Below are 21645 nucleotides of genomic sequence, written 5' to 3' on the forward strand. Positions count from 1 at the left end.
CGACGAGGTAGATAGGTTGGAGGTGGAAGTGCAGCAATGCATGGAGCTGACCAATACTAATCGGTCGAGGGCTTATCCAAATACACTAACACACAGATTCGTTTCGGATTCAGTTTTCAGGTGATCAAGCCTGGTACACCTTAAGCTGCATGTCCTTTCTGAGGACTGATCTTTTCTCGCAGCGATTTCGAGAAGCGGAAGCTTCGAAAAATCATGTTTGGTGGCGATAGCGGAGGGGTTCCACGCGTACCCATCCCGAACACGACCGTTAAGCCCTCCAGCGCCGATGGTACTATGACCGAAGGGTCCTGGGAGAGTAGGACGTTGCCAAGCACATGAAGCCATTGTTGAGCAATCAACAATGGCTTTTTTGTATGCTATAGGATAGTATTACATTGTGAATTTTGTGCATAGCTTGTGTGTAATTGTCAGATAAATAGAAAGTAATGAAAACTTATACACATGTGGATAAATTATATTTTAAATAGAGTACTCCCCAATTCATGTGGATATCATGTTGAATACTGTGGATACACCAGCGGGATTGTGGATGGATGCGTAAAGGAGCGTAAAGTTATGGACAAGCACAGTAACCTTTTGTGGACAGAGGAATTTATGGTGCATGCCAGTGATACGGATTACCGGTCAAGGGGTAAGCTATCCTTTCTTCTAGATATTATGCAGCGTGCTGCGGATTCGGCTGTGAGCAGTCTGGGGTTAAGTATGGATACCATGCTTAAGGCAAGAATGGGCTGGATGGTCATCACAATTGATCTGAATCTTCAGCGTCTACCTGCACTGAATGAGCTTCTTAACGTACATACCTGGAGTAAAGGGAACAAAGGAGCACTGTGGCAGCGGGATTATCGGATTTTTGATGATAAGGCTGGAGAATTGGCAGCGGCACGCTCGATCTGGGCGCTTGTGGATATGGATAAGCGGAAGATCCTTCGTCCGTCAGCCCTTCCGGTTGCTGTGGAGCCTTATCTGGAGGATTCGGTAGGAAGCCTGCCTGACAAGGTAGTGATTCCCGCTGATCTTTCAATGCAGGAAGTCTATCGCTACCAGGTAAGATATAGCGGGCTGGATAATAACAGACATCTGAACAATGCCCGGTATGTAGATCTATGCTGTGATGCACTGACGCTGGAGGAATGGGAAGAGCTGGAGCTTGGCGGCTTCCATATTACCTATGCTCTGGAGGCCCAGTATGGGGAGGAAATCAGCATTTTGCGGTCCTCTTTAACGGAAGAAGGAGTGTATGTGCGGGGGCAGGGCGGGGAACGGATATTTTTTGAGGCTTGCCTGAAGCTTAAGAGATAGGTTAATGTCAGGTATAATTACTTATATAGCGATTAATTGCGGCAGTTACCTGTATTTCAGGGGACTGTCTTTTTAGTATCCGGCTAATTCCTCATCTGTCACAATTACACAGTTGGCGTTCGTTATACAGGTGTACAAGGAAAATGGAGGTGATTCCTTTGGAGCAAGGCAACCCCGGGGGCCAAGTGAATCCAAATCGAATTGAAGAAGCAATTCATAGGGTACGTGCAGGTGAAAGACAAGCTTTCACGACACTAATTACTGCGTATGAACGGCAGATCTATACGTACTGCTATTGTATTTTGAGGAGCCGTGAAGAAGCAGAGGATGCTGTACAGGATATATTCGTTAAGGTATACCAGCAGCTTGAACGTTATGAGAAGCGGGTGTCTTTCTCGGCCTGGCTGTATAAGGTAGCGTATCATCATTGTCTGGATCAGCTTCGCAGGCTTAAGCGCCGTAACCGGTTGCTGTCCCTTTATAAATTACAGCTGGTGGGGCATCGTCCAGAATTGACGGAGGAATCCCCGGTGGACAGGATGTTCGGAGACCTTACTTCGGAGGAGCGGGGATTATTGATCCTTCGTGTCGTTGAACAATATAGCTTTGAGGAAATCGCACTGATTACTGGAAGCAGTTCGGCGGCTCTGCGCAAAAAGTATGAACGGCTCCGGAAGAAACTGATTCAGCAAAAAGCGAATGAAGGAGGAGGATGCACTCATGGAGAAGTGGCAGAATCAAACTGAGCAGCAAAGGATGGATGACATTCGCAGTAGTATCGGAAGAATACGGCTTCCCGTAGACAGCTATAATGAGCAGATTATGAACCGTATTGAACATTTGGGAATTAAAGGAGGGAATAAATTGCTTAAAAAGACGTTAGCAGCCGCAAGTATAACCGTAATGATCGGGTTAGGTACAGTAGCAGCAGGCTTCATCTCCCCGGTATGGGCCGATACATTGAGTCAATTACCCGTATTCAGCAGTATATTCAAGCACACGGACAACCCGGGCCTGAAATTGGCTGCAGAACAGGGCCTGACCACATCACCTAATATGAGCGTTACCAAAGATGGAGTGACGTTAAGTGTTACGGAAGTATTCTATGACGGTATTCAGCTGGCCATTGGATTTGAAAGAGCTGGAGTAGCGGATGAGCGGGTGCTGGCGGAGATTACGAACTTTAAAACCGATGAGTTTGACCAATCGACCAAAGGGCTGCTGGGGTTGCCGGAAGTTACCCTGGAATCCGGGGAGCGTCTCGGCTTCGGTTCTTCTTCTACAGGAGACGTACAGGGACAACCTAACACCCTTTTATTGGAAATGAGGGAATTGTGGAATACAGCAGCTTTAGGAGATGAATTCAAGATTAATATCAGTGTGCCGGTTGCCCAAATCGCCGAGCCCTTTAAATTCCAGGTAACGGTGAAGAAACTTGCGGAAGGAATCATCAAACTTACTCCGGGTCAAGGGGCAAGCAAAGACGCCTTCCATTATAAAGTGAAGAGTCTGGACATCACGCCTGCTGCCATGAGATTGATTGTAACCAGTGAAGGAGAAGTGCCTGCATCGCCGGAACAGACAGGAGAATATGGTCCAACTTCGGTATTCTATGAGCTTGTGGATGATGCCGGTAATGTTGTTACTTCCAAGCAAGGGTATGCCTTGATGAAGGCTGTTCAGCATCCTATTGTAGATAGCTTGTACAATACCTTCCCGCAAACCCCTAAGACGATTACGGTCAGACCTTATACATTGACTTTGGATAATGAGCTGAAGCTCTTGTTGGATGCTGATGGGAAACCGGTAAAAACTTATATTAAGGAGCTTGAAACAACTATAGTGATTCCTTAAATCTCCAAGCGCGGGAAAGCGTAAGGCAAGCCCCATTCCTGTCCGTATCTGCTTAGCAGATGCGGACTTCTTTGGGATTAAATCAGCGTTATCGGAATATAAATCTCACTTACCGAGTTGGGGTTATTCGGCCCGAGATAGTCTTTGCCGTAATATTCAAATTCATAAGAGAGATTCAGGCGGTATTCGGTTCTGGGCAGAAATACGCCATAGATATATTTGTAGGTGGCGGAGACTGCGGCTGAGGGTCCTTGATGCAGAAATCTGAGATAACGCGCCGGCGGCAAGATATGAATGGGCAGCCTGTTGTCTGTTTGTTCGCAGCTTGGTTGAAGGTTGTGGCCGGACGGTAATGGCGTTGAGGCGTCTAGCTGACATCCGCACAGAAAAGAGACCCCGTTATCCTCATAATTATCCGGCCAATAACCCAACTGGTAATATTGCTCCGGTTGCTTACGGCCTGGGATAGAGGAAATACCCCTGAATAACTGCTCCCATGCGGCCCCAATGATGGATTGATCCGTGGTAACGGTTATTAACGGTCCCTGGAGTCTGATTTCACCAAGCTCCATAAGCACTGGAGAGGCGCCGTTTTGGTTAGTCCAGTGCGGTAGATCTGTTCTCTGTATAGGGTGGAGCAGCAACGGGATATCCTGGTTGGACCTGTGGCGGATATGGGTGGGTGTTGTGCGCAGCAGTCTTTTGAAGGCCCGGGTGAAGGTCTCATAATCATTAAAGGAATAGTCCAGCGAGATCTCCTGAAAGGTTCGCCCCGGTCTTCTCAGGATATCCCGTGCCGCCTCAGAAATTCTGCGTCTTGCAATATAATCGCCGGGTGTGAGCCCGGTAACCCCCTGAAACAGGCGGATAAAATGGTACAGCGAATAGCCGGTCTCTCTGGAGAGGGTCAGAACAGACAACGGCTGGTTCAAATGCGATTCAATATAATCAATGGCTTGCAGAATAAGCTGATGGTTCTTCATTCATTCCTCTCCCTTATAATCTACTGTAGAGCCCACTCCCCCCATGAAGCAGCCCACTCAGGCACTCTGACTTGACGGACACGGTCAGCAGAAGGGAAATAAGCTTTGATATCAAGCACAGGCGTCCCAGGATAGGCATCAAGTCCGCTGACCTCAACCCTTCCCCTTTCTATGTCAACGGATAGAATACCGGCAACAGTAAGCCCAAGAGGATTCGGACGGACTGGTGACCTTGTCGCAAATACACCAGTTACCGGTGCATCGTAAGGAGGGTCGATTTGCGTAGTTTCCCGGAAGGATGGTTCTGCAAATTCATGAATCCACCACAGGATCTGGCAATGGCTAAACGCATCCAACCCCTTCAAGGCAGGCCTGTATTCGGGTCTGATCTCAAGACGCAGGTTATTCTGTGTTCCGGCTACTACTCCTACTGGTATAATATTATACGATTCTGATGGTAACATTGGCTGTGACTCCTTTCGGCTGGGGGATGGCTCTAGTCTACAGGAAATGAAGGACATTCAGCCTGATGATATTTGCGGACTTTTATGGCATGTTATAATAGGTTGTTGATATGGAGGGGAGAGAGCTATGAAGGTACTGGTACTGGCAGAGAAGCCATCGGTGGCCCGTGAGATTGCGCGGGTGCTGGGCTGTGGGAATAAACAAAAGAGCTATATGGAAGGTCCGAAATATGTGGTGACCTGGGCGCTCGGGCATCTGGTTGGTCTGGCGGAGCCTGAGGACTATAACAATAAATTCGCTGCCTGGGCGCTGGAGGATCTGCCGATTCTTCCGGAGAAGGCGAAGCTGAAGGTGCTGCGCGAGACCAGCCAGCAATACAAGGCTGTGCAGCAGCTAATGAAGCGGCAGGATATAGAGGAGCTGATCGTGGCGACGGATGCTGCCCGTGAGGGTGAACTGCTGGCCCGCTGGATTATGATTATGGCGGGCTGGAAGAAGCCGTTCCGGCGGCTGTGGATCTCTTCGCAGACGGATAAGGCGATTAAGGAGGGCTTCGCCTCGCTGCGGCCTGGACGGGACTTCGACCGGCTGTATGAATCCGCCCGCTGCCGCGCAGAGGCGGACTGGATGATCGGGCTGAATGTGACGCGGGCCTTGACCTGCAAGTTCGGTGCACCGCTCTCGGCGGGACGGGTACAGACGCCAACGCTGGGAATGATTATGGACCGGGAGAATGAAATTACCGGCTTCCGTTCCCAGGAATACGACCTGCTGACGGCGGATTTTGGGAATTTCCAGGCGGGATGGCGTGCGCTGGGCGGGGACGGCCGGATTTTTGACAGAGAGAAGACAGGAGTCCTTAAGGATAAGCTCACCGGCCGCAGCGGACGGATTACCAAGGTTCAGAAGAGTGAGAAAAGCGAACCCCATCCGCTGGCCTATGACCTGACGGAGCTGCAGCGGGATGCCAACCGCAAATTCGGCTTCTCGGCCAAGCAGACCTCAGGTCTGCTTCAGAAGTTATATGAGCAGCATAAGCTGGTTACTTATCCGCGAACGGACAGCCGCTACCTGACCGCCGATATGACGGGGACGCTAAAAGAAAGACTGGACAGCGTAGCTGTCGGGCCGTATGCGGCCTTCGCCAGACCGCTGCTGCGGAAGCCGCTGCCTATTACCAAAAGGATTGTAGATGACAGTAAGGTCAGTGATCATCACGCGATCATTCCGACAGAGCAGACGGTACTGCTTAACCTGCTGAGTATGGAAGAGCGGAAGCTGTATGATCTGATCGTGCGGCGGTTCATCAGCCTGTTCTATCCTCCGGCCCGTTATGATGCTGTAGCCGTGACCGCAAGCGTGGAAGGAGAAAGCTTCCAGGTCAAAGGAACCACGGTCAAGGATGCCGGCTGGCGTGAAGTGTACGGCGGTGATATGAGCTCAGATGAGGATGAAGATAGCGCATCGGATGAGCCTGCGGCAGGCAGTGTGAAGCTGCCGGAGCTGCGGGAAGGCGATAGCGTGAGAATAGAGCGCTGCATCATCAAGCCCGGACGGACGCAGCCGCCGAAGCGTTATAATGAAGCTTCGCTCCTGACGCAGATGGAGAAGTACGGGCTTGGGACACCGGCAACCCGTGCCGATATTATTGAGAAGCTGGTCAGCTCGGATACGATTGAACGGCAGGGGAACCTGCTGCATCCGACGGGCAAGGGCAAACAGCTGATTGAGCTGGTATCCGGCCAGCTGCGCACCCCGGAGCTGACAGCGCGCTGGGAAGCGGAGCTGGAGAAAATTGCGCGCGGGCAGGGGCGGCCGGAGCCTTTTCTGCAGGGCATCCGCAGTATGGCCCAGGAGCTGGTATCCGGGGTGAAGAACAGCGGAGCGGAATACAAGCCGCATAATGTCTCTACCAGCCATTGTCCGGAATGCGGAACGAGAATGTTAGAGAAGAAGACCAAACGCGGCAAGCTGCTGGTCTGTCCCAAGGAGGACTGCGGCTATACCCGGGCGGGCGAGAAGCAGCTCTCGAACCGCCGCTGCCCGCAGTGCCATAAGAAGATGGAGATGAAGGAAGGCAAAGCGGGGAGGTACGTGCAGTGCCTCGGCTGCGGAATTACGGAGACGATGGATAAAGACCACAAGCACATCAACAAACGCGAGCAGCAGAAGCTGGTTCAGCAGTACAGTAAGACGGAAAGTGCAGGCAACAATCTTGGCGATTTGCTAAAGGCTGCGATGGAAGCGAAGCAGAAGGGGAAATAGGCTTAAGGAATAAGACTGCCGGGGCATTCCGGTGGTCTTAAGGTCCCGATAAATATAGTGGAGCAGGTGATGAAGTGGCAGCGGCTGAAGGAAGAGGAGATGCAGTGACATCGGCAGGGGCTCCGGGTAAGAAGGGGAGCAGCCGGTTTTTCTTTTTGGTGATTGTCTTTATGTTCTGGTTCTCTTCTTATATCTATGTTCCGGTGCTGTCTCCGTATGTGGAGCATCTGGGCGCATCTTATGTCATGGTCGGTGCGGTGCTGGGCGTATATGGCCTGATGCAGATTCTGTTCCGGCTGCCGATTGGGATCGGCTCGGATGTTCTTAACCGGCGGCGTCCGTTTATCTATCTGGGGCTGATCGCAAGCGGAGCAAGCTGTCTGCTGTTCCTGGCAGGCGCTGCGCCGGGCTGGGCGCTGGCGGCGCGCGCGGTGTCGGGAATTGCGGCTTCGGCATGGGTGGTGTACTCGGTGATGTTCGCAGGGTATTTCCCAAAAGAAGAGGCAGGCCGTGCGATGGGGATGCTGCAGTTCACCACGGTTATTGCCCAATTAACCAGTATGATGGTCAGCGGTTATATTGTAGATCACTGGGGGTGGAATACTCCGTTCGTGATCGGAGGAATTGTGGCTGCGGCAGCACTGCTGCTTGCACTCCGCCTTCCTGAACAACAGCTGGAGAAGCGTAGCGCCATGCAGATTAAAGACCTGGCCGGAGTGGTGAAAGAACCGCTGCTGGTCAAAGTATCGCTGCTGTCCGTGCTGGCGCATTGTGTGCTGTTCATCACGATGTTCGGCTATACGCCGAACCAGGCGCTGAATATTGGCGCAAGCAAGGAGAGTCTGGGCTGGCTTACACTGGCTTTTATGCTGCCTCATGCGGTGGCTACTCTGTATGGCTCACGCCTGTTCGGCAAATGGCTGGGTGACCGGGGAACGCTGATGCTTGGCTTCGCGGGGAGTGCGGTCTTCACGCTGCTGATTCCGTCCATGCCGACGCTTGCCGCCTTGTGTGCCACACAGATCGGGAATGGATTCATGCAGGGCCTCATCTTCCCGCTGCTGCTGGGCAAATCAGTCTCGGGGGTAGCTCCGTTCAAACGGGCAACGGCCATGGGCTTCTACCAGGCGATGTATGCTATCGGCATGTCCGGCGGTCCTTTTGTGGCGGGATGGATGAGTGCGGCGTATGGCCTGCGCGGGGGATTCTGGCTTGGAGCAATAGCAGCGTCGCTGGCTGCGGTACTGTCCTGGTTCTGGATCAGAACAGCCGCAGAAAATGGCAAACAGCTTAGCGGAGAGCGGCAACTGCCTGGACGGTGATGTAAGGTTATTGGTTTTTTGCCGGAAAGGGTAATATAATAGAGAGCAGATAGGATGCTAGGAGGAGGGGCCGGAAGGATGGTTAAGGTGGTATTGCTGTGGTTCGCGCTGATCAATATTATCGGGTATGTAGTGATGTCGGAAGACAAGAACAAGGCCCGGAAAAGGCGGGATCGGGTGCCGGAGAAAACACTGTTCCTGCTGGCGTTCATGGGCGGCGCGCTGGGTGTGCTGATTGCCATGTATCGCAAGCGCCACAAGACAAGGCATACTTCCTTCAGGATCGGAATTCCGCTGCTGCTGCTGCTGAATATGGTGCTGTATGGGTATTTTTTGAGGTAAGCTGCTTGCAGGTTGGTTATGGCTGTAAATAATAGAAAGAGGTGGCGTATATGTTATTCTCTAAAATTGTGCTTGCCTATGACGGTTCAAAAGCTTCCAATCAGGCCCTGGAACGGGCGATAGAACTGGCAAAGGTAACTCCAGGGTCCTCCCTGTACGTCGTACACGCATTTGAATTCCCGCGGTTCTTCATCGGGGAAGCTCTCGCGCCTCTGCCGGCATCTGTGAACAAGGATTATTATGACCTCGCGGTCCAGACTACGGAAGAAGTGAAAAGCCGTCTGGAAGCCGAAGGCCTCAACGCTACGGTAGAATTGCTGCAGGGATCGCCTGCCGAAGTGATTCTGAATTATGCCAAGGAGCATGGTGCAGATGTGATCGTAATCGGCAGCCGCGGGCTTGGCGGAATCCGGGAGTTTGTTCTGGGCAGCGTCAGCCATAATGTCGTGCAGAGTGCGCGGATTCCGGTGCTGGTTGTTAAATAATAGAAGTTTAGTAGAGGAGCGCTGCGGCGTTCCCCTTTTTTTCTGTGGAGTTGGGCGGATTAGCTGGAATAAGCGTTTTTAAATATGCTCAAAAGCGAACGTTTTAGAGACATGATATGACAATGTTCGTGTTTAAGTTGACATGAAGTGTAGGGCATTGTTAAACTGAATCTATGAAGAGCTCGTATAAAACCGGGAATAAGGCCCGGAAGTTTCTACCCGGTAACCGTAAATTGCCGGACTACGAGGAAATAGGATAACTGGATCGGCAACCGGATGCCTCCCTCTAGACCAGGGTGGTGTTCCTGCACCCTCCTCTATTGAAGGACGGGTCTGAACAGGCGCCGGACGGTTATCTCCTGATTCCTTAGTAGTCCGGGTCCACCCGCAGCAGAATGCGTCTGGAATCCGGGCTATTTTGTTGTCGGAGGTACGGGAATCGACAGGAAACGGGACACACTTAGATCAGAGGAATCTCTATAACGGGAAATGGAAGGCTGGGTGAACGATGTCTGTGCAAGTAGGTGTCATTATGGGCAGCAAATCGGACTATGAAACTATGGAGCATACCTGTACGGTGCTTGAGGAGCTGGGTGTACCTTATGAGAAAAAGGTCATCTCCGCACATCGCACACCGGACCTGATGTTCCGTTATGCGGAGGAGGCTGCGGATCGCGGTCTGCGGGTTATTATCGCCGGAGCGGGCGGCGCGGCGCATCTGCCGGGTATGGTGGCAGCCAAAACCACCTTGCCTGTTATCGGTGTACCTGTGCAGTCCAAGGCGCTGAACGGCATGGACTCACTGCTGTCTATTGTGCAGATGCCTGCGGGCATCCCGGTAGCCACGGTAGCCATCGGCCGGGCCGGAGCGGTTAATGCGGGGCTGCTGGCGGCCCAGATCATCGGTGCCTTCGAGCCGGAGGTGGCGAGAAGGGTACAGCTGCGGCGTGAGGCCACTCAGCGCGAGGTGCTGGAAAGCAGCGAGAGCCTATGAAGCCGGAGGAGCTGAAGGGCGCGGGCCTGGAGGGCGGCGCGGAGCAGGCAGCCGGGCGGGGCGAAGCGGAGCGTACGGCGGAAGCTGAAGGCCGAGCAGAGCGTGCGGATAGAGATGAGGCTGGGGCGGAGCGAGTGACAGAGGCTGAGGACGCGGGAAGAATCGGGCGTGCGGCAGCTGCGGATGTATGGACTGCGGCGGAGCCGCCGCGGACGCTGCTGCCCGGCGCAACGATCGGCGTGCTCGGCGGCGGGCAGCTCGGGCGTATGCTGGCGCTATCCGGCAGCGCCATGGGTTACCGCTTCGTGGCGCTGGACCCTGCGCAGGATGCGCCCTGCGGGCAAGTGACGCCGCAGATTACAGCGGCGTACAACGACCGGGACGCCGCGCGCGAGCTGGCGCGGCGTGCGGACGTCATCACGTACGAGTTCGAGAACGTTGACGCGGGCGTAGCCGCGCTGCTGACTGAGGAATCGTACGTGCCTCAGGGTAGCGCGCTGCTGTACACGACGCAGCACCGGCTGCGTGAGAAGGCCGCCATAGAGGCGGCGGGCGTGCCCGTTGCCCCGTACCGCAAGGTCGGCAGCCTGGCGGAGCTGGAAGCGGCGGCTGCGGACCTGGGCCTGCCCTGTGTGCTGAAGACAGCCACAGGGGGGTACGACGGCAAGGGACAAGCCGTCATCCGCAGGGCGGAAGAGCTGGCAGCAGCGTTCCGGCAGGTAGCGCCGGGAGCGGCAGCCCCAGCACCGCAAGCAAGCGGGGTACCGGCTTCGCCTGGCACCTCGGGAGCGGGCGGTGCGCCGCTAACGGACACGGCTTCTGCTGAGGCCGCGCCGGGTAACGCACCTGAGCTGGTGCTGGAGAAATTCATCGCCTTTCAGTGCGAAATTTCGGTCATTGCCGCCCGGAGCGCATCGGGAGAGGTCAAGAGCTTCCCGCCTGCCGAGAACATCCACGTGAACAATATCCTGCACCTCTCGATTGTACCTGCAAGGGTACCGGAGGAGATTCAGCGGCGGGCCTGCGAGCTGGCCGAGAAGATTGTCTCGGGCATGGGCGCGGTTGGACTGCTGGCGGTAGAGATGTTCGTGACGAAGGACGGAGAGCTGTTCGTCAATGAGCTGGCGCCGCGTCCGCATAACTCCGGGCATTACACAATGGATGCCTGCGTCACCTCGCAGTTCGAGCAGCATGTGCGGGCGATCTGCAATCTGCCGCTGGGCGAGACTACACTGCTTACTCCAGTAGTGATGGTGAATGTGCTCGGCCAGCATCTGGATGGGGCCATTCAGGCAGCCTGCCGCGCGGATGAAGAAGCAAACAAGCCTGGGGTATCGCCTAAGCTTCATATATATGGCAAGACCGAGAGCAAGACCGGCCGCAAAATGGGCCATATCAACCTGCTCTGCAAGGATACCGGAGACGGCCTGTCCTGGGTAGAGCAAACTAACCTTTGGAGGAACTGACAAGCTATGATCGAACGTTACAGCAGACCTGAGATGCGGGCCATTTGGACCGAAGAGAATAAATTCAACGCGTGGCTGGAAGTTGAAATCTGTGCCTGTGAGGCTTGGGCCGAGCTGGGAGTAATCCCGCATGAGGATGCCGCGAAGCTGCGCAAGGACGCCAAATTCGACATCGCGCGGATCGACGAGATTGAACAGGAAACGCGCCATGACGTCATTGCTTTTACCCGTGCGGTCTCCGAGAGTCTGGGGGCAGAACGCAAATGGGTGCATTACGGACTGACTTCCACGGATGTTGTCGATACGGCGCTCGGTTACCTGCTGCGTCAGGCCAACGAAATTCTGGAGCAGGATATCATCCGGTTCATTGAGATTCTCAAAGATAAGGCCATCGCCTACAAAGATACCCCGATGATGGGGCGTACCCATGGTGTGCACGCGGAGCCAACGACTTTTGGACTCAAGATGGCGCTGTGGTATGAGGAAATGAAGCGTAATCTGGAGCGGTTCCGTCATGCGGCAAAAGGGGTGCAGTTCGGCAAAATCTCCGGGGCTGTCGGCACCTATGCCAACATCGACCCGTTCGTTGAGGAATTTGTCTGCCGCAAGCTGGGCACCAGCCCGGCACCGATCTCGACCCAGACCCTGCAGCGTGACCGTCACGCGGAATACATGGCGGCGCTGGCGCTGGTTGCCACTTCCCTGGACAAGTTCGCGACTGAGATCCGCGCTTTGCAGAAGAGTGAGATCCGCGAGGTGGAGGAGGCTTTTGCCAAGGGTCAAAAGGGTTCGTCCGCGATGCCGCATAAGCGTAATCCGATCGGCTGCGAGAACATCTCGGGCCTGTCGCGCGTGATCCGCGGCCACATGGTTACAGCTTACGAGAACGTGCCTCTGTGGCATGAACGCGATATCTCGCATTCCTCGGTAGAACGGATTATCCTGCCGGATGCGACGATGCTGCTCAACTATATGCTGAACCGCTTCGGCAATATCGTGAAGAACCTGACCGTATTCCCGGACAACATGAAGCGCAACATGAACCGTACCTTCGGTGTTCCGTTCTCCGGCCGTATCCTGACGAAGCTGATCGACAAAGGCTTCAGCCGCGAGCAGGCATACGACACTGTGCAGCCGCGTGCGATGCAGGCCTGGGAAGAACAGACCCAGTTCCGTGATATCGTTGAAGCTACACCGGAGATCACGGCTGTGCTTAGTCCGGAAGAGATCGAGGATGCGTTCAATCCTTCCTGGCACCTCAAGCATGTGGATACCATCTTCCGCAAGCTGGAGCTTATCTAATATTAAAAAAAGGTGAGTCAGTGGTGAACTGATGAGCTGGAGAAGAGATGGGCGGAGCGTTAGGGGAAGTTTGTTCCTGATATGCGTAGCATAGGAAATTGAAATGAGGTTTGGGTTAAAGGAGGAACGGAGAGGAATTTTGGAACTGGAAGAAGCGTCAGCGTTCGCCTTTATGTTTGGATTTCTACCGCTGCCAGCGGTTCAAATCAGGAAATTCAAACATAACAGCGATCGGAAGTCCAAAATTTCCCGCAGTGACCCTATTAACCCGACCGAAGGTGTATTCAATTCCTTGCTGCGAAGCGCAGGAAACAAGCCTCCCAAAGCTTTTAGCCCAAATATAAGCAAGATCATTTGTTCAAGGGAGGAAAGGTCATGACATCATCGGCCGTATCCACTGCCGTGGAACTCGTAAATGCGCCGCTGCTCTACAAAGGCAAGGTTCGTGAGCTGTACGATTTGGGGGATGAGGTGCTGATCGTCGTTACCGACCGGATCTCCGCATTCGATTATGTGCTGGACCCGGCGGTGCCGGACAAAGGCAATGTGCTGAACCGGCTCAGTGCCTTCTGGTTCGGCCAGACGAAGGAGCTTATCGAGAACCATGTGGTTCATATCGAGGTGGATAAGCTCGGGGATATTGCGAAGGACCGAGAAGCGCTAAGGAACCGTATTATGGTGGTCCGCAAAGCCCATCGGATTGATATCGAGTGTGTGGTACGCGGCTGTATTACCGGCGGCGGCTGGCGGCAGTATCAGGAGACCGGCCAAGTGAACGGCATCGAGCTTCCCAAGGGACTGCGCAAGAATGCGGTGCTGGCCGAACCGATTTTTACACCGGCAGCCAAGAATGACATTGGGCATGATGAGGACATCCCTTTTGAACAAATGCAGGAGCTGATTGGTGCAGAGCTTGCGCAGGAGCTTAAGGAGAAAAGCCTGAAGCTGTTCGCTTTTGCCAGAGAATATTGTAACGACCGCGGCATCATCCTCGCGGATTGCAAATTCGAGTTCGGGCTGCTGGACGGCAAGGTCATCCTGATTGACGAGATTTTTACACCCGATGCTTCACGCTTCTGGGCCAAGGACAAATACGCGCTGGATATCGAGATTGACAGTATGGATAAAGAGCCTGTGCGGACGTACCTGGCGGCCTCTTCCTGGGATAAGAACAGCCCGCCGGACCCGCTGCCGCTTGAGGTAGTTGAGGAGACGTCACGCCGTTACCTGGATATCTATCACCGTCTAACCGGGAAGGTATTATAAAGGGAAGTCTTGCTTCTGCAGAACCGCCATAACGTGTGAATTGCACTTCATACAACTAAATGGGTCAAAAAGTTTGAAAGATGCGGTTTAAATGTACTTTGTACAATTAAAATAGGCAGAATCACTCAAATACACGGCTGCAATGAAATTTAGCTGTACGAAATACAACTAACGTAAGGGTTGTCCGGTAAAACTTGATTTTAGCTGTACGGAATACAGTTAAAGTTACAGTTATTGTCTCAATCCACCGTAAGCGCAGGTGAGTGTTACTTTTCCAGATAAAGGCCCATCAGTTCATTAAATTTTAGGAGGAACTACAAGCATATGTTAAAAGCGACAGTCTACGTCACCATCAAGAAAAGCGTGCTCGATCCCCAAGGCGTTGCCGTTCAGGGAGCCTTGCACTCCGTAGGATTCCAGGAAGTTGAAAGTCTGCGGATCGGCAAGTATATGGAGCTTACCCTGGATACTGATAACCGCGCAGAAGCGGAAGGACGACTCAAGGATATGTGCGAGAAGCTGCTGGCCAACACGGTGATCGAGGATTACCGCTACGAATTGGAGGACTAAACGTCATGAAATTTGCTGTGCTTGTCTTTCCAGGCTCCAATTGTGATATTGACTGCTACAAAGCAGTAGAAGACAGCCTCGGTGAACCTGTGGATTATGTGTGGCATACGGCGACAGATCTGTCGGCTTATGACTGTATCCTCGTGCCGGGTGGCTTCTCTTATGGTGACTATCTGCGCTGCGGCGCAATTTCCCGGTTCGCTCCGGTCATGGCGGAAGTAGCCAAGGCGGCAGAGCAGGGCAAATTCGTACTCGGCATCTGCAACGGGTTCCAAATTCTGACCGAAGCCGGCCTGCTTCCAGGCGCGCTGCGCCGCAACATGTCGATGAAGTTCCGCTGTCATGACACGGTGCTTAAGGTCGTTAATAACACAACCCCGTTTACTATTGACTATGCGAAGGATGAAGAGATTGTCATCCCGATCGCGCACGGTGAAGGCAATTACTATTGTGATGAAGAGACGCTGGCTGAGCTTCAGGCGAATAATCAGATCGTATTCACTTACAGCGACAATCCGAACGGTTCAGTCGCCGATATCGCCGGAGTCAGCAATGTGGCGGGCAATGTGGTTGGTATGATGCCTCACCCGGAACGTGCAGCGAACAGCCTGCTTGGATCGGAAGACGGCAAACGGATGTTCACATCCATTCTCAAGACATGGAGGGATCGTTATGACGCAGCAAGTATCCGCTAAGGAGCCGACCGCAGAGCAGATCGCGGAGCAGAGAATCTACAGTCAGTTCGGGGTATCGGACAGCGAATATGAGCTCATTACCTCCTTCATGGGACGTAAGCCTAACTATACAGAGATCGGCGTATTCAGCGTAATGTGGTCCGAGCATTGTGCCTATAAGAACTCGAAGCCTCTGCTGAGCCGTTTCCCGACCAGCGGACCGAAGGTGCTGATGGGACCGGGCGAAGGCGCGGGAATCGTTGATATCGGAGACAACCAGGCGGTTGTTTTCAAAATCGAGAGTCACAACCATCCATCGGCAGTTGAGCCTTATCAGGGCGCGGCGACCGGGGTGGGCGGGATTATCCGCGATATTTTCTCCATGGGTGCAAGACCGGTGGCGCTGCTGAACTCCCTGCGGTTCGGGAAGCTTGAGAGCGACCGGGTAAAATATCTGTTCGAGCATGTCGTGTCCGGGATCGCAGGCTACGGCAACTGTATCGGCATCCCTACTGTCGGCGGGGAAATTATGTTCGATGACAGCTATGACGGGAATCCGCTGGTCAATGCGATGTGTGTCGGTCTGATTGATCATGATAAAATCCAGCGTGGTGTCGCCAAAGGGGTAGGTAATCCTGTATTCTACGTGGGTCCTCCTACCGGCCGTGACGGGATTCATGGTGCGACCTTCGCCTCGGTTGAGCTCAGTGATGAGTCGGAAGCGAAGCGGACGGCAGTACAGGTCGGCGATCCATTCATGGAGAAGCTGGTCATGGAATCCTGCCTGGAGCTGATCGACAGCGGTATCGTGCTCGGGATTCAGGATATGGGCGCTGCTGGTCTGACCTGCTCCAGTGCGGAAATGGCAAGTAAGGCAGGCAACGGCCTGGAGCTGTATCTGGATCAGGTGCCGCAACGTGAAGACGGCATGACCCCTTATGAGATGATGCTCTCGGAATCCCAGGAGCGGATGCTGTTCGTGGTTGAGCCGAAGGATGAAGCGCAGGCACAGGAAATCTTCGACCGTTGGGGCGTGATCTGCCGCAAGGTGGGGAAGGTTACGGACGACGGCCGCCTGAAGCTGTTCCATCACGGTGAAGTGGTCGGCGATATGCCGGTGACGGCTCTGGTGGATGAATGCCCTATTTATAACAAACCATCGGCAGTTCCTGCTTACTATGAGGAGAATGCCTCTATTGATACGCTTCGCTATGAGGAAGTGACTGATCTGGGCGGCGCCCTGCGCACCGTACTGGGCTCACCTACAGTAGCCAGCAAAGCATGGGTATACAACCAATATGATTATATGGTCCGCACCAGCACGGCAGTTCGTCCGGGTTCCGATGCGGCAGTGGTAACCATCCACGGTACACGCAAAGGCTTGGCGATGACTACGGACTGTAACGGACGTTATGTCTATCTCGACCCTGAAGTAGGCGGACGGATTGCCGTCAGCGAAGCCGCACGTAACATTGTCTGCTCCGGTGCCCAGCCGCTGGCGATTACGGACAACCTGAATTTCGGCAGTCCGGAGAAGCCGGAGATCTTCTGGCAGATGGAACGTGCGGTAGACGGTATGGCTGAAGCTTGCCGTGTGCTTGACACCCCTGTAATTGGCGGTAACGTCAGTCTCTACAATGAGAATGCTTCAGGAGCGATCTATCCGACACCGGTTGTCGGTATGGTGGGTCTCATTGAAGATACCGATCATATTACAACTCAGGCCTTCAAGCAGGAAGGCGATTCGATTCTGTTGCTGGGTGTTACCAAAGCAGAGCTAGGCGGCAGTGAATTCCAGTATGCGGTTCATGGCCTGACCGAAGGACGTCCGCCGGAACTCGATCTGGCAACGGAGCGCAAGCTGCTGGATGCCGTACTTGCTGCCATCCGCAGCGGGCTGGTCCGCTCGGCGCATGACCTGTCCGAAGGCGGCCTGGCCGGAGCACTCGCCGAGAGCTGCATCAGCGGAACCATTGGAGCGAATATTGAGCTGTCCGCCGGCGGACTCCGCCCGGATGTAGCGCTGTTCAGTGAGAGCCAATCCCGTATACTCCTGACTTCGGCGCCTGACCGTGCGGAAGAATTGCGGGCAGCGGTTGCCGCTTACGGCGTACCTGTAGAGGTCATTGGAACCGTTGGCGGGGACCGCCTGCGTGTTGCTCTGGAAGGATCGGCTGCACTGGATGAAGCCGTTACTGAACTCAAGACCATTTGGGAGGATGCTATTCCATGTCTTATGAAATAAAGACCGGGAACAAGCAGGAAGCCCCTATCCTGTGGACCGGCGACTTTTACAATGAAGGAACGGGCTCGGGAGATATTTTTGACACGTTAAAAGAAGAATGCGGCGTCTTCGGGGTCTTCGGACACCCGGAAGCCGCTTCCATGTCCTATTACGGCCTGCACGCCCTGCAGCACCGGGGAGAAGAAAGTGCGGGTATCTGTGTGGCGGATGGACGCGACTTCAACTATCACCGCGGCATGGGCCTGGTGAAGGAAGTATTCGACAAAGACAAGATTGCTTCGCTGATCGGGGACATGTCTATCGGGCATGTGCGTTATTCGACCAGCGGAGACAGCCGGCTGACCAATGCGCAGCCGTTGGTCTTCAAATACCGTGACGGCGATCTGGCGATTGCCACGAACGGCAATATCGTCAACGAACCGCTGATCCGCAAACAGCTCGAACAGGGCGGTTCGATCTTCCAGACCACCAGCGATACCGAAGTGCTGGCGCATCTGATCGCGCGTTCGCAGAAGGATTTTGTCGAAGCGACCAAGGACGCCTTGTCGCAGCTGGTCGGCGGCTTCGCCTTCCTGCTAATGACTAATGACAAGCTGATTGTGGCCTCCGATACGCACGGTCTCCGTCCGCTTGTGATGGGCCGGCTGGGCGATTCCTATGTCTTCGCTTCCGAATCCTGTGCGCTCGAAGTCATCGGCGCCCAGCTGGTGCGTGATATTGAGCCCGGCGAGCTGCTGGTGCTCGATAAAGACGGTTTCCGCGAGGACCGCTTCGCGGAACCGAAACGCAAAGCGCTCTGCGCGATGGAATATATCTATTTCGCCCGCCCGGACAGTGATCTGAACGGCTCCAACCTGCACTCCGCGCGTAAGCGGATGGGCAGCCGGATGGCGCTTGAAGCCTTCGTGGATGCCGATATCGTAACCGGCGTGCCGGACTCCAGTATCTCCGCAGCCATCGGCTATGCCGAGCAGACGGGCATCCCGTATGAGCTGGGACTGATCAAGAACAAATACACCGGCCGGACGTTCATCCAGCCGAGCCAGGAGCTGCGTGAGCAAGGCGTGAAGATGAAGCTCAGCGCTGTGCGCCGGGTCGTGGAAGGCCAGCGCGTAGTCATGATCGACGATTCCATCGTGCGCGGCACAACCTCGCGCCGGATCGTCAACCTGCTGCGCGAGGCCGGAGCGCTCGAGGTTCACGTGCGGATTACCTCGCCGCCGTTCAAGAATCCTTGCTTCTATGGCATTGATACCCCGGACCGCCGCGAGCTGATCGCCTCGTATAAGACGATCGAAGAGATGTGTGAGGAGATCAACGCCGATTCCCTGGCGTTCCTCTCCCCCGATGGACTGATCCAGTCCATCGGCGGCTATAATAGTGACGATTACAAAGGCGGATTATGCCTGTCCTGCTTCGATAATGACTACCCGACGCAGGTGGATTTCGGCGGGGAAGAGAAGGACGGATGCAGCTGTTAACATCCCCCTAAATCCCCCTTACAAAGGGGGACCCCGAAGGGCGCTGCCCTCCGGCCACCCGAAAGTTTGGCGGTAGGAGTCTGCTCTAAACTTGCTAAGAAGGCGTGGGTGCGGGTGCCCGCTTTGTCCCTGTGTGCTGCGCACGGCCGGGACACGCTTCACGGTGCTGCGGTGCCCCGGCGGCATGCTGGCCGCCCGGCCTTGGCTCCAGAATCTGTCCTGTTTGCTGCGCAAATCCGGAGATTCTGTCGCCGGCTAGGATGCGCACGGCTTCGCCCCGTGCGGAGGGAGCTCCCGCCCCTGCCCTGTTTGCTGTCGCAAAATCGGAGGGGCTGTCGCCTAAGAGAGCGCACGGGCTACGCCCCGTACGCAGAAGCCTGTAGAACCCGTCCTGTTTGCTGCGCAAAGTCGGGGGTTCTATCGGCTTAGGAGGCGCTGGGCTTCGCCCACAGCGCCGAGGTCTTGCTGCTGCAAGTGCAAGGCGCGTAATTCGGCTTGCGGCAGGGTTTTGACTTGGTGGTTTGGAAGTTATGGAGAGGGATTTTGGAACTGTAGGAGCGATAGCGTCCGCCTTTATATTTGGATTTCTACCGCGTTCAGCGGTTCAAATCAAGGAAATCCAAATATAACAGCGGCCGGAGGTCCAAATATCCATCGCAATAACGTCCACAAACCACACTCTATGCCCTGCCGCCCCGAACCGCGCTCTAAACTAACTTAAATGAGGTGCTCAAAAGTGTCGGAAGCTTATAAAAACGCCGGAGTGGATATTGCGGCTGGCAATGAAGCGGTAGAACGCATGAAGAAGCATGTGAAGCGCACGTACCGTCCGGAAGTAATGACCGAGCTTGGCGGATTCGGCGCCCTGTTTGGCCTGAATAAGGACAAATACGAGGAGCCGGTCCTCGTATCGGGAACGGATGGAGTAGGCACGAAGCTGAAGATCGCGTTCGCTGCGGACCGCCACGACACGATTGGCATTGATGCCGTAGCCATGTGCGTGAATGACATTGTAGTGCAGGGCGCAGAGCCGCTGTTCTTCCTCGACTATCTGGCCTGCGACAAAGTCGTGCCGGAGAAGATTGAGGCGATCGTGGCCGGAATCGCCGAAGGCTGCCATCAGGCAGGCTGCGCACTGATCGGCGGTGAGACTGCCGAGATGCCGGGCATGTATGCGGCAGGCGAATATGATATCGCCGGATTCACCGTAGGTGTGGCCGATAAGGCCAAGCTGGTGACGGGAGCGGACATCGCTCCTGGAGACATTGTGATTGGCCTGGCGTCGAGCGGGATTCACAGCAACGGCTTCTCGCTGGTGCGCAAGCTTTTGCTGGAGGAAGACGGATACGGCTTGGACGAGGTAGTACCTGAGCTGGGGGCGCCGCTGGTGGACGTTCTTCTGGCCCCGACCCGGATCTACGTGAAGCCTCTGCTGGCCCTGCTGGAACAGCTTCCGGTCAAGGGGATGGCCCATATTACCGGAGGAGGCTTCATTGAGAACATTCCGCGCGTACTGCCGGAGCATGTGAATGTGGAGATTAACTACGGCTCCTGGCCGATTCAGCCGGTCTTCAGCCTGATGCAGAGCAAGGGCAACGTGAGCAACCGCGACATGTTCACCACCTTCAATATGGGAGTGGGCCTGGTGCTGGTAGTGGCAGAAGCGGACGGGGAACGTGCGCTGGAGCTGCTGAAGGCCAGTGGAGAAGAGGCTTACCGGATCGGAACGGTAACAGAAGGAGAACGCATCGTTACCTTTACAGGAGCTGAAGTCTGATGGAGTGGAGCCGGATCGCTGTATTTGCCTCTGGTCAGGGCAGCAATTTCGCTGCACTGGTCCAGGCGCAGCGGGAGAACAGGCTGGGCGGGGGCCAGATTGAGCTGCTGGTCTCGGACAAACCGGAAGCGCTTGTGGCCCGGCGGGCAGAGGAAGCGGGAATTCCGGCCCTCCTGCTGCGGCCGAAGGACTTCGCGGGCCGCGAGCAGTACGAAGCAGCGATTGTAGCCGAGCTTCAGCGCCGGAACATCGGGCTGGTAGTGCTGGCCGGGTACATGCGGCTGATCTCGCCCGTGTTGCTTGCGCCGTATGCCGGACGGATCATCAACATCCATCCTTCGCTGCTGCCGGCCTTCGCCGGCAAAGACGCCATCGGTCAGGCGCTTGAATACGGCGTGAAGCTGACGGGGGTTACGGTGCATTTTGTCGATGGCGGCATGGATACCGGACCGGTGATTGCCCAGCGCAGCGTTGAGGTGAACCCGGGAGATACCGCCGAATCACTCGCAGAACGTATCCACCAGGTGGAATACGCCCTGTATCCCGAAGTGGTGGCCGCTATGGCCGCCAGTAAAGTGAAATTGAATGGAAGAATGGCGACTCTTGGCGACTAATTGCAGCAACAGGAATGCCTGCCTGTCATCGCACTATTCCCGGATAAATTTCGACATTTCAGGCAAGCCCGGCTGTTTCTGATATTTCTCGGGAAATATTGCACAAAGTTCGGAATTTGCCGAAATCACGTGCTGTTCAGCCTGGAATGGCGAAAATACTGGTTTGTTGGCGTAAGGACCTGCTGTAACGCAAGTGGATTTTCTCCATCTAATCCGG

19 protein-coding genes, 2 rRNA genes and 1 riboswitch are annotated in these 21645 nt (G+C 54.7%); of the genes, 19 read left to right on the forward strand and 2 right to left on the reverse strand.

The features are described 5' to 3' along the window. From HQN87_RS31750 to HQN87_RS31770, 5 genes are all read left to right on the forward strand, one after another. Positions 1-80, forward strand: a 23S ribosomal RNA gene (locus HQN87_RS31750); the annotation flags it as partial. Positions 81-216: 136 nt separating this feature from the next. Next, a 5S ribosomal RNA gene (gene rrf / locus HQN87_RS31755) occupies positions 217-333 on the forward strand. A 243-nt stretch (positions 334-576) separates the two neighbouring features. Beyond that, a complete protein-coding gene (locus HQN87_RS31760; RefSeq protein WP_173141324.1) occupies positions 577-1323 on the forward strand; it encodes an acyl-[acyl-carrier-protein] thioesterase in 747 nt (248 codons plus the stop codon). A 185-nt stretch (positions 1324-1508) separates the two neighbouring features. Then, positions 1509-2069: an RNA polymerase sigma factor gene (locus HQN87_RS31765; protein WP_367272851.1), complete on the forward strand. Its 561-nt coding sequence runs from the start codon at positions 1509-1511 to the stop codon at positions 2067-2069. Beyond that, positions 2044-3177 (forward strand): DUF4179 domain-containing protein, encoded by a 1134-nt coding sequence (locus HQN87_RS31770; RefSeq protein ID WP_173141328.1) that lies wholly within the window; start codon positions 2044-2046, stop codon positions 3175-3177. The genes HQN87_RS31765 and HQN87_RS31770 overlap by 26 nt, the downstream gene beginning before the upstream one ends. A gap of 77 nt (positions 3178-3254) precedes the next feature. On the opposite strand, the gene HQN87_RS31775 is transcribed toward HQN87_RS31770, so the two are convergent. Together HQN87_RS31775 and tsaA are read right to left on the reverse strand one after the other, a co-directional pair. After that, a complete protein-coding gene (locus HQN87_RS31775; RefSeq protein WP_173141330.1) occupies positions 3255-4160 on the reverse strand; it encodes an AraC family transcriptional regulator in 906 nt (301 codons plus the stop codon). A gap of 20 nt (positions 4161-4180) precedes the next feature. Next, positions 4181-4624 (reverse strand): tRNA (N6-threonylcarbamoyladenosine(37)-N6)-methyltransferase TrmO, encoded by a 444-nt coding sequence (gene tsaA / locus HQN87_RS31780; RefSeq protein ID WP_173141332.1) that lies wholly within the window; start codon positions 4622-4624, stop codon positions 4181-4183. A gap of 127 nt (positions 4625-4751) precedes the next feature. On the opposite strand from tsaA, the gene HQN87_RS31785 reads away from it, so the two are divergent. The 14 genes from HQN87_RS31785 (at position 4752) to purN (ending at position 21428) form a co-directional block, all read left to right on the forward strand. Beyond that, the gene (locus HQN87_RS31785) at positions 4752-6890 is read left to right on the forward strand and encodes a DNA topoisomerase III (protein WP_173141334.1); all 2139 of its coding nucleotides are present in this window, start codon (positions 4752-4754) and stop codon (positions 6888-6890) included. A 74-nt stretch (positions 6891-6964) separates the two neighbouring features. Beyond that, positions 6965-8212 (forward strand): MFS transporter, encoded by a 1248-nt coding sequence (locus HQN87_RS31790; protein ID WP_173141336.1) that lies wholly within the window; start codon positions 6965-6967, stop codon positions 8210-8212. A 78-nt stretch (positions 8213-8290) separates the two neighbouring features. Then, a complete protein-coding gene (locus HQN87_RS31795) occupies positions 8291-8554 on the forward strand; it encodes a DUF1294 domain-containing protein (protein WP_173141338.1) in 264 nt (87 codons plus the stop codon). 50 nt (positions 8555-8604) lie between these two features. Beyond that, positions 8605-9039, forward strand: a complete 435-nt coding sequence (locus tag HQN87_RS31800) for a universal stress protein (RefSeq protein WP_173141339.1) — start codon at positions 8605-8607, stop codon at positions 9037-9039. Between the two features lie 162 nt (positions 9040-9201). Further along, positions 9202-9303, forward strand: a riboswitch (purine riboswitch). Between the two features lie 244 nt (positions 9304-9547). Further along, entirely contained in the window at positions 9548-10033 is a 486-nt protein-coding gene (gene purE / locus HQN87_RS31805) for a 5-(carboxyamino)imidazole ribonucleotide mutase (RefSeq protein WP_173141340.1), read from the forward strand. Beyond that, positions 10030-11499, forward strand: coding sequence for a 5-(carboxyamino)imidazole ribonucleotide synthase (locus tag HQN87_RS31810; protein WP_173141342.1), 1470 nt, complete (start codon positions 10030-10032; stop codon positions 11497-11499). Before purE ends, HQN87_RS31810 begins: the two co-directional genes overlap by 4 nt. Positions 11500-11505: 6 nt before the next feature. Then, positions 11506-12801: an adenylosuccinate lyase gene (purB, locus tag HQN87_RS31815; RefSeq protein ID WP_173141344.1), complete on the forward strand. Its 1296-nt coding sequence runs from the start codon at positions 11506-11508 to the stop codon at positions 12799-12801. 375 nt (positions 12802-13176) lie between these two features. After that, positions 13177-14067, forward strand: coding sequence for a phosphoribosylaminoimidazolesuccinocarboxamide synthase (locus HQN87_RS31820; RefSeq protein ID WP_173141346.1), 891 nt, complete (start codon positions 13177-13179; stop codon positions 14065-14067). Between the two features lie 324 nt (positions 14068-14391). Then, positions 14392-14637 (forward strand): phosphoribosylformylglycinamidine synthase subunit PurS, encoded by a 246-nt coding sequence (gene purS / locus HQN87_RS31825; RefSeq protein WP_039298247.1) that lies wholly within the window; start codon positions 14392-14394, stop codon positions 14635-14637. A 5-nt stretch (positions 14638-14642) separates the two neighbouring features. Then, entirely contained in the window at positions 14643-15332 is a 690-nt protein-coding gene (gene purQ, locus HQN87_RS31830) for a phosphoribosylformylglycinamidine synthase subunit PurQ (RefSeq protein WP_173141348.1), read from the forward strand. Continuing rightward, positions 15310-17556 carry a phosphoribosylformylglycinamidine synthase subunit PurL gene (gene purL, locus HQN87_RS31835; protein ID WP_173141350.1) on the forward strand — a complete coding sequence of 749 codons (2247 nt, stop codon included), beginning with the start codon at positions 15310-15312 and terminating at the stop codon, positions 17554-17556. Before purQ ends, purL begins: the two co-directional genes overlap by 23 nt. Continuing rightward, complete coding sequence (gene purF, locus HQN87_RS31840) at positions 17541-19037, forward strand: amidophosphoribosyltransferase (RefSeq protein WP_173141352.1); 1497 nt, start codon at positions 17541-17543, stop codon at positions 19035-19037. Before purL ends, purF begins: the two co-directional genes overlap by 16 nt. 736 nt (positions 19038-19773) lie before the next feature. Continuing rightward, positions 19774-20814 carry a phosphoribosylformylglycinamidine cyclo-ligase gene (gene purM, locus HQN87_RS31845; RefSeq protein WP_173141354.1) on the forward strand — a complete coding sequence of 347 codons (1041 nt, stop codon included), beginning with the start codon at positions 19774-19776 and terminating at the stop codon, positions 20812-20814. Then, a complete protein-coding gene (gene purN / locus HQN87_RS31850) occupies positions 20814-21428 on the forward strand; it encodes a phosphoribosylglycinamide formyltransferase (RefSeq protein ID WP_173141355.1) in 615 nt (204 codons plus the stop codon). The genes purM and purN overlap by 1 nt, the downstream gene beginning before the upstream one ends. Positions 21429-21645: the final 217 nt, after the last annotated feature.

This window comes from Paenibacillus tritici, from assembly GCF_013204885.1.
Taxonomy (GTDB): domain Bacteria; phylum Bacillota; class Bacilli; order Paenibacillales; family Paenibacillaceae; genus Paenibacillus_AQ; species Paenibacillus_AQ tritici.